Raw genomic sequence first — 11,798 nt, 5'->3', positions numbered from 1 at the left:
GCTTCACCGATGTCTATATTCCTCCGGAAGACACCGACCTGCTGGTCATCAGCGATATCGATGACACGGTGATGTATACCGGCGTGGCAAACAAGCTGCGTATGCTCTATCGGCTGTTCGTCAAGCCGGCGCATCAGCGAACCGCCTTCCCCGGCGTGGCCGCCTTCTACCAGGCGCTCTATGTTGGCGAGAGTGAAGCGGCTCGCCGCCCGATCCTGTATGTGTCACGGGGCCCCTGGAGCATCTACGAAATGCTCGAGGAGTTCTTCCAGATGAATGCCATCCCGGTGGGGCCGATCCTGTTCCTGCGCGAGTGGGGTATTTCCTGGCGAAGGCCCTGGCCGCGCCGCGCCGAAGAGCACAAGTACGCCTTGATAACCCGGATGCTGGACCTGTTTGAAGACTTGCCCTGCGTTCTGATCGGCGACAGCGGGCAGCATGACCCCGAGGTCTATACTCGCATCGTCAAGGAGTATCCGGGGCGAGTGAAGGCCGTCTACATCCGCCGCATCGACAGCCAGGCAGACCGCGAGCGCGCCATCGAAGGCCTGCGGCAGCAGATCGCGCATACCGACTGCGAGTTGCGGCTCGCCGCCGATAGCATGGCGATGGCGGAGCATGCCCGTAACCGGGGGTTTATCTCCGAGAGCGGGCTGCAAGCGGTTCGTCGAGACTCCCGAGACGATTCGGACTAGCCTGGCAGCGGGGCTGGGTCGCGCCATGCGAGTTTAAGCCCTGCCTATCCTGCACCGTGAAACCCGCTCTGGTACGCTTTGTCCAATTCTGAGACGCCGTGATCTGCCTTGCCGGAGTGAGACCCTCGATGATCGTGCTATTGATCGCCATGCTGCTGGCCATCTTCCTGCTTCCCAACGCCTGGGCCAAGTGGGTGCTGGCGCGTCACTCCCGCGGCCGGGACGACTATCCCGGGACCGGCGCCGAACTGGCCGAGCACCTGTTGAGGCGCATGGGCATCGAGGACGTCAAGGTGGAGTTGACCGAGCAGGGCGATCATTACGACCCGCTGGAGCGGCGGGTGCGACTCTCCCGTGATCATTACGAGGGGCGCTCCCTCACCGCCGTGACGGTGGCGGCCCATGAGGTGGGACACGCGATCCAGCACCATCAGGGGTACGCGCCACTGATCGCCCGAGCCCGCCTGGTGGGTGTGGCGCAGAAGGCCGAGAAGATCGGCGCACTGCTGATGATGGCGGCGCCCTTCCTGTTCATTCTGACGCGCCTGCCGGGGGGGCTCGCCATCGTGGTGGTGGCGGCGGTGATCAGCTTCGGCACGGCGGCTCTGGTGCACCTGGTGACCCTGCCGGTGGAATTCGATGCCAGCTTCCAGCGCGCCCTGCCGCTGCTGAAGGACTACGTGCCTCCCTACGACATGCCGGGTGCCCGGCATGTGCTCACCGCCTGCGCCTTTACCTACGTGGCGGCATCGCTGGCCAGCATCCTTAACCTGGGGAGGTGGCTCGTCATCCTGCGCCGATAGCTCAATGGCTGCGCCTTGTGCTTGATCGGGCACGCCGGCGTATTCCCTTGTGGGGCGAGTGGCTTGTGCGCAAGCGGGAGCCGTTTCTACAGTTCAAGGGGTAGACATCGGCCTTCACGGAGGAGGTGCAATCATGACGACTCCCCAGGATTATGTGCGCGACAATGCCATACCGCTCGCCGGACGGAGTGACGACTATGACCGCCTGCTCGAGCAGGTGGGGGATCGTTCGCTGGTACTGCTCGGCGAAGCATCGCACGGCACCGCCGAGTTCTATCGCATGCGTGCCGAGATCACCCGGCGGCTGATCCGCGAGAAGGGCCTCGAGGCGGTGGCCGTCGAGGCCGACTGGCCCGATGCGCTGAGGCTGAACCGCTACGCCCGCGGCGACGGCAGCGATACCCTCAAGACCGCGTTCGACGACTTTCAGCGTTTTCCGCAATGGATGTGGCGCAACACCGAGGTGCGCGATTTCCTCGGTTGGCTCGAGGAGCACAACGTCGGGCGGGACCTTGCCGAGCAGGTGGGGTTCTACGGGCTGGATATCTACAGCCTGCATCGCTCGGCGGAAGCGGTGATCGAGTATCTGGAGGGCATCGACCCCGAACAGGCGCATATCGCTCGGCAGAAGTATGGCTGCCTCGATCACGGCGGCGACCCGGTGCGCTATGGCCATGATGCCACCTACGGACTCAGCCGGACCTGCGAAGATGCCGCCGTTCGACTGCTCGCGGACTTGCTCGACAAGTCCTCCAGATATCTGGGTGAGGATGGCAGGCGCTCGGCCGACGAGCAGTTCTTCGCCGAGCAAAACGCCCGGGTAGTGGTCAATGCGGAGCACTACTATCGCGCCATGTTCGGCTCACGGTGGATACCTGGAACCTGCGCGACGAGCACATGACCGACACCCTTGCCGAGCTGCGCGAGCACCTGCGTCACCAGGGCGGTCAGGGCAAGGTGGTCGTCTGGGCGCACAACTCCCATCTCGGCGATGCATCGTTCACCGACATGGGCTGGCATCGTGGCCAGCACAACGTCGGCCAACTGGTGCGCCATCGCTTCGGTGCCGACCAGGCGCTGCTGGTGGGCTTCACCACGCATACCGGTTTCGTCTCGGCGGCCAACGACTGGGATGGTCCGGTGGAGCACCGCAAGGTCAGGCCATCCATGGAAGGCAGCGTCGAGCGGCTGTTCCATGAGAGTGGGCCGGGCGACTTCTACCTGCCGCTGGGTGAACAGGCCGCGCCGTTGAAGGAGCCTTGTGGGAGCGGGCCATTGGTGTGATCTATCGCCCCGAATCGGAGCGCGTGAGCCACTACTTCAAGGCATCCGTGGCTGAGCAGTTCGACGCTGTCTTCCATGTCGACGAGACACGTGCCGTTGAGCCGCTTGACAAGGGGGAGCTCTGGCGGCCGGAAGAGATGCCGGATACGTATCCCTTTGGCGTTTAGCCCGGCCTGTTTGCCATCACCACCGCCCGGCGCGGCGCGGGATAGCCCTCCCGGGTTCGCGTCGGGTCCCTCGGGTCAAGGAAGTCGGCCAGGGACTGGAAGGTCATCCACTCGGTGGTGCGCTGCTCGTCGAGGCTGGTGACGGCTTCTTCGACAACGCGCACGTTATCGAAGCCGCAGCGCTCGAGCCATTGGCAGAGTGCCCTGGAGGAGGGCAGGAAGTAGACGTTGGGCATGGCGGCGTAGCGTTCGCCGGGCAACAGCACGGTGGTTTCGTCGCCTTCCACGACGAGGGTCTCCAGCACCAGTTCTCCCCCGGGCCGCAGGGCATCTCTCAACTGCAGCAGGTGCTCCAACGGTGCGGGACGGTGATAGAGCACACCCATGGAGAAAACCGTGTCGAAGAAGCCAAGCTTCTCGGGTACGTCTTCGATGCCCACCGGCAGGAAGTGGGTGCGTCCGCCGTCGGCGTCGCCGACGAAGTGCCTCAGCGCCTGGAACTGGTAGTAGAAGCGCGGCGAGGGGTCGATCACCAGCACGAAGGTGGCTCCTGCGCCGGCCATGCGCCAGGCGTGGTAGCCGCTGCCACCGCCGACATCGAGTACCCGCCGGCCGCGCAGGTCGGCCAGGTGTGGAGCGACCCGCTGCCACTTCCAGTCCGACCGCCACTCGGTGTCGATGTGAATGCCGGCCAGGCGGTAGGGGCCCTTGCGCCAGGGCATCAGCTTGCGCAGCAGGTTCTCGCATTGGCGGCGCTGGCTGTCGTCGAGTTCGCAGTCGACCGTCACCGTGTCGCTGTCGAGGTGTACGTCGCGCGCCTCGGGGAGAGGGGGGAGTTTGGCCACCGCCTTCTCCCAGGCCGGCAGGTCGCCGTAGCGCCGGCGGTCGAGGCCCCGGGCCAACTGCTCGGGCAGGCGGGTGAGCCAGCTCTCCAGGCCCTGGTCGATGAAGGCACGATAGAGCGGCCGCTGTTCGGCGGGAATCGCCACCTCAGGCCTCCTTGAACGCGATCAGCGAGGCGAAGTTGAGGTACTGGAACCAGGTCAGCGAGCGCGGAAAACCTGCCCGGGCCAGGCGGTCGTGATGCGCATCGAGGCTGTCCGGCACCAGTACGTTTTCCAGCGCCGTGCGCTTCTGGCTGATCTCCAGGTCGCTGTAGCCGTTGGCGCGCTTGAAGTCGTGATAGCGCTCGACTCGCCAGGCATTGTCACGCTCATCGGGATCGATGATCTTCTCCGAAAGCACCAGCACACCGCCCGGTTCCAGCGCCGCGTAAAGGCGGGCCAGCAGGGCCTCGCGATCCTCGGGGGGCAGGAACTGCAAGGTGAAGTTCAAGATCACCATGCCCGACGGCACATAGTCCAGGGTGCGGATATCCCCTTCGATCACGTCGATGGCATGCTGGGGACACTCCGTCGCAAGGGTCTCGCGGGCACGGGCAACCATCGCCGGCGAGATGTCCACCGCAGTGAGGCGGAAGGCATCGGGTGCCAGTTGGCCGGCCAGGGCCAGGCTTGCGGCACCCAGGGAGCAGCCCAAATCGTAGACGTGGGCGCCGTGGCGCAGGTGGCGCTGGGCGATAAGCCCCAGCATGCCCAGTATCTGGCCATAGCCGGGTACCGAGCGGCGGATCATGTCGGGAAAGCAGGCGACGACCTGTTCGTCGAAGGAGAATCGCGCGACCCGGTCCAGGGGTGTGGAAAAGATCGCGTCACGGTAAGATGAATGACTCATGGGGCATGCCGGAAAGTGCAGATTGGCCACTATGTTACGCGTGTCGTAGGCTGGCTGCATCAATGGACGACAATGAACACGGAGGATTCACATGAGTCATTCCCCGATCGATCAGACGGCTGCCTGGGAGGCGCTGGCGGGGCATGCCGGGGAGATGCGCAAGCGCCACTTGCGTGAGCTGTTCGATGACCCACAGCGGGGGCCGGCATTTACGCGGAAGGCGGCGGGCCTGACACTGGACATCTCCAAGCAGCGCTGGTCCGACGAAACCTTGGCGCGGCTCCTGGACCTGGCCCGGGAGGCCGACGTCCCGGAAGCCATCGGCGCGTTGCTTGCGGGGGAGCGTGTCAACGTCAGTGAGGATCGCCCGGCCCTGCACACCGCGCTGCGCCTGCCAAGCGATGCCTCGCTGGTGGTGGAAGGGGAGGACCTGGTTCCCGGGGTGCATGCCACCCTGGCAAAGCTGGAGGCCATGGTCGAGCGCTTCCACACCCGCCAGTGGCGAGGCGCTACCGGCCATCCCATACACGATGTGGTCAATCTCGGCGTCGGTGGGTCGGATCTTGGCCCGTTGATGGTGACCCACGCCCTGGCTGACTACCGGCCCGCCGACGCCGCCCATATCGACGTGCACTTCGCCTCGACCATGGATGGTTCGCAGCTGGTCGACTACCTGAGTCGCTTTAACCCCGAGACCACCCTGTTCGTGATCTCCTCGAAGTCATTCACCACCATCGATACGCTCTCCAACGCCCGGACCGCCCGTGACTGGCTTCTTGCGCGTCTCGTGCGCGATGGCAACGGCGGCGTGGACGAGGCGATGGTGATGCGCCAGCACTTCATTGGCGTCTCGGCCAAGCCGGAGAAAATGGACGAGTGGGGTATTGCCGAGTGCAATCAGCTCGAGTTCTGGGAGTGGGTAGGCGGACGCTACTCGCTGTGGGGCGCCATCGGCCTGCCCATCGCCCTGGTGGTGGGCATGCCGCATTTCCGTGACTTCCTTGCCGGCGCCCACGCCATGGATCGCCATTTTGCCGAAGCCCCCCTCGCCGACAACCTGCCGGTACTGCTGGCCCTGGCGGGCATCTGGAACGTCAACTTTCTCGATATCCGGGCCCATTCGATCCTGCCCTACGATGGCAGGCTGGAGTACTTTGCCGCCTATCTCGAGCAATTGGAGATGGAGTCCAACGGCAAGTCGGCGACCCATGACGGCCGCGAGGTCAACTATTCGACCTGCCCGGTGCTCTGGGGACAGCTTGGCCCCAACGCGCAGCATGCCTTCTACCAGCTGCTGCACCAGGGCACCCAGCCGGTGGTCTGCGATTTCATCGCCCCTCTGCGGCGCTACGACGACGTCGCCGAACCGGAGACCCGGGAGCATCTCAAGGCGCAACATCGCCTGACCCTGGCCAACTGTTTCGCCCAGTCGCGACTGCTGATGCTGGGCGATGATGCCATCAACGAGTCGGGAGAGCGCCCGGGACACAAGCGCTACCGGGGCAACCAGCCCTCCACCACGCTACTGCTCGATCGCCTGACCCCCGCTACCCTGGGGGCGCTCATCGCGCTCTATGAACACAAGGTGTTCGTGCAGGCGACGATCTGGGGCATCAATCCCTTCGACCAGTGGGGTGTGGAGCTGGGCAAGCAGATCGCCGGGGAGACCGGGGAAATCCTGGAGAAGCGTGCCGGTGGCGAGCATATGGACTCATCCACCCGGGCCCTGGTCGCGGCTGTCTGGCAGGCGGAATCGGATGACGAGAGTTGCGACAAGCACTGAGGCTCAAGGTGAGACAAGAGATGAGACGAAAGTGAAACTGGCAATGCATACAGGGTTTTGGGTATGCTGAGTACACCAAAGCGCAGGTCGAGCGCCAGCGGTGTACTCTACCTCCATGGTTTCAACAGCGGCGTTGGTTCACCCAAGGCAGCGCTGATACGGCTGGCCTGCAAGGCGCTGGGGCTGCGATGCATGACGCCGCAGCTGCCGCACCGGCCGGCGGCCGCCTATCGGCTTGCCGAGGCATGCCTTGGTGAGCTGGGGCCGAAGCCCCTGGTAGCCGGCAGTTCCCTGGGCGGGTTTCTGGCCACCTGCCTGGCGGAGCGACATGACCTGCCCGCCGTGGTCATCAATCCGGCGATACGGCCGGGTCGCCTGGTGGCCGACTGGATCGATGAGGTGTTCGTCAACGAGCACACTGGTGAGCGCTTTGCCATCGAATCGGGCCACGTCGAGGAGCTGGTGAGCCTCACGCCGCTGTCGGTCTCGCCCGAGCGCTATCTGCTGCTGCTGGGTACGGCCGACGAGAGCCTCGACCCGGCGGACGCCTTCGATCTCTACCACGGTGCCCGGACCATACTGCACCCCGGTGGCGATCATGCCTTCGGCATGCTGGCGGAGTATCTTCCAGCGATTCTCGCCCACGGTGGCTACCGCCTGGAGCACGGGCGCATTTCCGATCAGGATCTGGATATGGACGACGCATGACACAATACAGTGCCAGCTCAATCGAAGTACTCTCCGGCCTTGACCCGGTGCGCAAGCGCCCCGGCATGTATACCGACACCACCCGCCCCAACCACCTGATCCAGGAAGTGATCGACAACAGCGTCGATGAGGCGCTGGAGGGTCATGCCCGGGAAGTGGCCGTTCGTCTGCTGGAGGATGGCGGCATCGAAGTCAGCGATGACGGCCGCGGCATGCCCATCGACATGCACCCTGAACACGGTGTCACGGGCATCGAACTGATCCTGACCCGGCTCCACGCCGGCGGCAAGTTCTCCCAGTCCAGCTACCGTTTCTCCGGTGGCCTTCACGGCGTCGGCGTCTCGGTGGTCAACGCCCTGTCGCGTCGCCTGGAAGTCGAGGTGCTGCGCGACGGCAGCCGATACGCCATGGCCTTCGAGCATGGCGAAAAGGTGTCCGAACTGGCGGTGACCGGCAGTGTGGCCAAGCGGGTCACGGGTACCATCGTGCGCTTCTGGCCTGACCTCAGCTATTTCGACAGCCCCCGGCTGGCCATGGGCCGGCTCCAGCATCTGCTGCGGGCCAAGGCTGTGCTCTGTCCCGGGCTCAAGGTTACCCTGGTCGAGGCCGACGGTGCCGAGAGTGTCTGGCAGTACGAGGATGGCCTGCGTGACTACCTGGCCCAGGCCACCGACGGCTACGAGGTGCTACCGGCCTCGCCCCTGATCGGCCATTTCGCCGACGCCGAACAGGCGGTGGACTGGGCGATTCAGTGGCTGCCCGAGGGCGGTGAGCCGCTGATGGAGAGCTACGTCAACCTGATCCCCACGCCACAGGGCGGTACCCACGTGAATGGCCTGCGTTCGGGCCTGCTCGATGCCCTGCGTGAATTCTGCGAATACCGCAGCCTGCTGCCCCGGGGGGTCAAGCTCACCGCCGACGACCTCTGGGAGCGTGTCTCCTACGTGCTGTCGGTGAAGATGCTGGACCCCCAGTTCGCCGGCCAGACCAAGGAGCGTCTGTCGTCGCGTACCGTGGCGGCTTTCGTTGCCGGGGTGGTCAAGGACGCCTTCTCGCTGTGGCTCAACCACCATGTCGACCAGGCCGAGGCACTGGCCGAGCTGGTGATCAATGCCGCCCAGCGGCGCCAGAAGAGCGCCAAGAAGGTGGCGCGCAAGAAGGTCACCTCGGGGCCGGCCCTGCCGGGCAAGCTGGCTGACTGCTCGGGGCAGGATCCGGCTCAGGGCGAGCTCTTCCTGGTGGAAGGGGACTCGGCCGGGGGCAGCGCCAAGCAGGCACGCAACCGCGAGACCCAGGCGATCCTGCCGCTGCGCGGCAAGATCCTCAACACCTGGGAGGTCGAGTCCCACGACATCTACGGCTCCCAGGAGGTCCACGACATTGCCGTGGCGGTGGGGATGGACCCGGGCAGCGACGACCTCTCCAAGCTGCGCTACCACAAGATCTGCATTCTGGCCGATGCCGATTCCGACGGCCTGCATATCGCCACCCTGCTCTGCGCGCTCTTCGTGCGCCACTTCCCCACGCTGGTGGATGCCGGCCATGTCTACGTGGCCATGCCGCCGCTCTACCGCATCGACCTGGGCAAGGAGGTGCACTATGCCCTGGACGAGAGCGAGAAGGCGGCGATCCTGCGGCGCCTGGAAGGCAAGCGCGGCACGGTGAACGTGCAGCGCTTCAAGGGGCTGGGCGAGATGAGCCCGTTGCAGTTGCGCGAGACCACCATGGCGGTGGAGACCCGGCGCCTGGTGCAGCTCACCCGAGAGGTCGGCGACGGCACCATGGAGATGATGGACATGCTGCTGGCCAAGAAGCGTGCCGGCGACCGCAAGAGTTGGCTCGAAGACTATGGCAACCTGGCGGATATCGAAGTCTGATGCGACTTCGCCGGAAGCTGAAAGCCGTCGGGGTAAGCAGAAAGAGATACCGAGGCTAGCGGCGCCGGGGACAGGTCCAAGGGGAGGTCCGATGCCAGGGATGGCATCGGTAGCGCCCAGGGAGGGGTTCACAGCGCCTCCCCTAGGACCGGTCGCCCGATCAGCCGCGATGTAAAGTCACCGGCACTGATGAGCTGGCAGAGGGTTTATCCCTCGACGATTCCACGATCGCGAATAAGGTCAACATGCTATGACCATGGATATCCAGGTCGCAGAGGGCGACGTCGAGCGTCTCTCGCTGCGCGAATACACCGAGAAGGCGTATCTCGACTACTCGATGTACGTGATTCTCGACCGGGCGCTGCCACATATCGGCGACGGCATGAAGCCGGTGCAGCGACGCATCATCTACGCCATGCGCGAGCTGGCGCTGGGGGCCAACGCCAAGTACAAGAAGTCGGCGCGCACCGTCGGCGACGTGCTGGGCAAGTTCCACCCCCACGGTGACAGCGCCTGCTACGAGGCGATGGTGTTGATGGCCCAGCCTTTCAGCTACCGCTACCCGCTGGTGGATGGCCAGGGCAACTGGGGCAGCCCCGACGATCCCAAGTCCTTCGCGGCGATGCGCTATACCGAGGCACGCCTGTCGAAGTTCGCCGAGGTGCTGCTCGCCGAGCTGGGCCAGGGCACCGTGGACTGGACCCCGAATTTCGACGGCACCATGAACGAGCCGGTGGTGCTGCCGGCGCGCCTGCCTCATGTGTTGCTCAATGGCGGTACCGGCATCGCCGTGGGCATGGCCACCGATATACCGCCGCACAATGTCAGCGAAGTGGTCGAGGCCACCTGCCACCTGCTGCGCAATCCGGATGCCACCACGTCGGACCTGGTCGAATTCCTGCCCGCCCCCGACTTCCCCTCTCAGGCCGAGATCATCACTCCCCGTGCCGACCTGCGCAAACTCTACGAGTGCGGCCGCGGCTCGGTGAAACTGCGGGCCCGCTACGTCCTGGAGGAGGGCAAGATCGTGGTCACCGCGCTGCCTTACCAGGTCAGCGGCTCCAAGATACTGGAGCAGATCGCCGCCCAGATGAACGCCAAGAAGCTGCCCATGGTGGCGGACCTGCGCGACGAGTCGACACATGAGGACCCGACGCGGCTGGTGATCGAGCCCCGCTCAAACCGGGTCGATATCGAGGCGTTGATGGCACACCTGTTCGCCACCACCGATCTCGAGAAGAACGTTCGCGTCAATCTCAACGTCATCGGCCTCGATGGCCGGCCCAGGGTGATGCCGCTGCCCGACATGCTGGGTGAGTGGTTGCGCTTTCGCCGTGCCACGGTGCGCCGCCGGCTGGAGCACCGCCTGGGCAAGGTGGAGGACCGGCTGCATATCCTCGATGGCCTGCTGGCGGCCTACCTCAATCTCGACGAGGTGATCCGCATCATCCGCGAGGAGGATGAACCCAAGGCCGAGCTGATGCGCGCCTTCGCGCTCAGCGATCGCCAGGCCGAAGCGATACTCGAACTGCGCCTGCGTCACCTGGCCAAGCTCGAGGAGATGAAGATCCGTGGCGAGCAGGATGCCCTGGAGGAGGAGCGCAAGCGCCTTCAGGAACTGCTCGGCAATGAAGCCGCCTTGACCGACCTGATCGAGGAGGAGATCCGCGAGGCGGGGCGTGAGCATGGCGATGCGCGCCGTGCACCGATCGTCGAGCGCGAGGAATCCAGGGCGCTGTCCGAGGTCGAGCTGATGGGGGCCGACCCCATCACCGTGGTGCTCTCCGAAAAGGGCTGGATTCGTGCCGCCAAGGGCCACGACATCGACCCCGAAGGGCTCTCCTACAAGTCAGGCGACAGCTTTGCCCTGGCGGCCCGGGGCAAGACGAATCAGCCGCTGGTGCTGCTCGACGACACCGGGCGTGCCTATACCCTGGCGGCACACAACCTGCCCAGCGCCAGGAGTCAGGGCGAGCCGGTGACCGGGCGAGCGAACGTGGTGGCGGGGGCCCACATGGCCGGGGTGATGCTGGCACCACCCTCCACCCGATACCTGCTTGCCTCCGATGGCGGATATGGCTTCGTGGCGCGCCTCGAGGACCTGACCGGCAAGAACAAGTCGGGAAAATCGGTGCTCTCGGTACCCAAGGGTTGCCGAGTCATGGCACCGGTACAGGTGCCGGAGGGGCAGGGGTGCTACGTGGCGGCGGTATCCAACGAGGGGCGCCTGCTGCTATTCCCGCTGGATCAGTTGCCCGAGATGTCCAAGGGCAAGGGCAACAAGATGATCGATATACCCGGCGCCCGCGCCGCTCGACGCGAGGAACTGGTACGCGATATCACCGTGCTGCCGGAAGGGGCGGCGCTGGTGATCCATGCCGGCAAGCGCAAGTTGACGCTCAAGGCGGCCGAGCTGGATTACTATCGGGGGGAGCGCGGCCGTCGCGGCAGCAAGCTGCCCCGTGGCCTGCAGAAAGTGGATCGGCTTGAAAGCCTGGAGCCGGGAGCTTGAATCGGAAAGTAGGGCGACCCTGGACCCGAATATTGGCGGTGCGGCGGCGGCGGGGGCAGGTCTGAGTGGAGGTCCGATTCCAGGGAAGGAATCGGTAGCGCCCAGGGACGGGTTCACAGCGCCTCCACGAGGGCCTTGCCTCGGGAAAGCCGCCGCAACCAGCGTATTTCGCACGCACGGATTTTGAGGCAACCATGACACGACGACTGCTGATTCGCGCCACCGGCGCGGCACG

At 65.1% G+C, this 11,798-nt stretch carries 11 protein-coding genes; 9 read left to right on the top strand and 2 right to left on the bottom strand.

What is annotated here, in order from left to right; all coding sequences use genetic code 11:
• From Q427_RS20905 to Q427_RS35655, 5 genes are all read left to right on the top strand, one after another.
• A partial coding sequence (locus Q427_RS20905) for an App1 family protein (protein ID WP_043517040.1) occupies window positions 1-695 on the top strand: 695 nt, incomplete at its 5' end.
• Between the two features lie 128 nt (window positions 696-823).
• Entirely contained in the window at window positions 824-1,498 is a 675-nt protein-coding gene (locus tag Q427_RS20900; protein ID WP_043517039.1) for a zinc metallopeptidase, read from the top strand.
• A 133-nt stretch (window positions 1,499-1,631) separates the two neighbouring features.
• Window positions 1,632-2,399, top strand: coding sequence for an erythromycin esterase family protein (locus Q427_RS34555; protein WP_231613827.1), 768 nt, complete (start codon window positions 1,632-1,634; stop codon window positions 2,397-2,399).
• Complete coding sequence (locus Q427_RS34550) at window positions 2,396-2,782, top strand: erythromycin esterase family protein (protein ID WP_269321302.1); 387 nt, start codon at window positions 2,396-2,398, stop codon at window positions 2,780-2,782. The genes Q427_RS34555 and Q427_RS34550 overlap by 4 nt, the downstream gene beginning before the upstream one ends.
• A complete protein-coding gene (locus Q427_RS35655; protein ID WP_269321301.1) occupies window positions 2,779-2,949 on the top strand; it encodes an erythromycin esterase family protein in 171 nt (56 codons plus the stop codon). The genes Q427_RS34550 and Q427_RS35655 overlap by 4 nt, the downstream gene beginning before the upstream one ends.
• Here Q427_RS35655 and cmoB read toward each other — a convergent pair.
• Both cmoB and cmoA read right to left on the bottom strand, forming a co-directional pair.
• Window positions 2,946-3,938 (bottom strand): tRNA 5-methoxyuridine(34)/uridine 5-oxyacetic acid(34) synthase CmoB, encoded by a 993-nt coding sequence (gene cmoB, locus Q427_RS20890; protein WP_043517038.1) that lies wholly within the window; start codon window positions 3,936-3,938, stop codon window positions 2,946-2,948. The two genes, Q427_RS35655 and cmoB, sit on opposite strands and share 4 nt — an antisense overlap.
• 1 nt (window position 3,939) lies before the next feature.
• Complete coding sequence (gene cmoA / locus Q427_RS20885; RefSeq protein ID WP_043517037.1) at window positions 3,940-4,683, bottom strand: carboxy-S-adenosyl-L-methionine synthase CmoA; 744 nt, start codon at window positions 4,681-4,683, stop codon at window positions 3,940-3,942.
• A 91-nt stretch (window positions 4,684-4,774) separates the two neighbouring features.
• Between cmoA and pgi the strand changes: the two genes are divergently transcribed.
• The 4 genes from pgi (at window position 4,775) to parC (ending at window position 11,563) form a co-directional block, all read left to right on the top strand.
• The gene (gene pgi / locus Q427_RS20880) at window positions 4,775-6,466 is read left to right on the top strand and encodes a glucose-6-phosphate isomerase (protein ID WP_043517036.1); all 1,692 of its coding nucleotides are present in this window, start codon (window positions 4,775-4,777) and stop codon (window positions 6,464-6,466) included.
• 63 nt (window positions 6,467-6,529) lie between these two features.
• On the top strand, window positions 6,530-7,174 hold the full coding sequence (locus tag Q427_RS20875) for a YqiA/YcfP family alpha/beta fold hydrolase (RefSeq protein WP_043517035.1): 645 nt from the start codon (window positions 6,530-6,532) through the stop codon (window positions 7,172-7,174).
• A complete protein-coding gene (gene parE / locus Q427_RS20870; protein ID WP_043517034.1) occupies window positions 7,171-9,051 on the top strand; it encodes a DNA topoisomerase IV subunit B in 1,881 nt (626 codons plus the stop codon). Before Q427_RS20875 ends, parE begins: the two co-directional genes overlap by 4 nt.
• Before the next feature lie 250 nt (window positions 9,052-9,301).
• Window positions 9,302-11,563, top strand: coding sequence for a DNA topoisomerase IV subunit A (gene parC, locus Q427_RS20865; protein ID WP_043517033.1), 2,262 nt, complete (start codon window positions 9,302-9,304; stop codon window positions 11,561-11,563).
• Window positions 11,564-11,798: the final 235 nt, after the last annotated feature.

This window comes from Halomonas sp. BC04 (assembly GCF_000568385.1).
This window is presented reverse-complemented; position numbering and strand designations above follow the sequence as displayed.

Coding starts and splice junctions, on each gene's coding strand:
- pgi (WP_043517036.1), top strand. CDS start 4,775: ATGAGTCATTCCCCGATCGATCAGACGGCTGCCTGGGAGGCGCTGGCG.
- Q427_RS34550 (WP_269321302.1), top strand. CDS start 2,396: ATGACCGACACCCTTGCCGAGCTGCGCGAGCACCTGCGTCACCAGGGC.
- parE (WP_043517034.1), top strand. CDS start 7,171: ATGACACAATACAGTGCCAGCTCAATCGAAGTACTCTCCGGCCTTGAC.
- Q427_RS34555 (WP_231613827.1), top strand. CDS start 1,632: ATGACGACTCCCCAGGATTATGTGCGCGACAATGCCATACCGCTCGCC.
- cmoA (WP_043517037.1), bottom strand. CDS start 4,683: ATGAGTCATTCATCTTACCGTGACGCGATCTTTTCCACACCCCTGGAC.
- Q427_RS20875 (WP_043517035.1), top strand. CDS start 6,530: ATGCTGAGTACACCAAAGCGCAGGTCGAGCGCCAGCGGTGTACTCTAC.
- parC (WP_043517033.1), top strand. CDS start 9,302: ATGACCATGGATATCCAGGTCGCAGAGGGCGACGTCGAGCGTCTCTCG.
- Q427_RS20900 (WP_043517039.1), top strand. CDS start 824: ATGATCGTGCTATTGATCGCCATGCTGCTGGCCATCTTCCTGCTTCCC.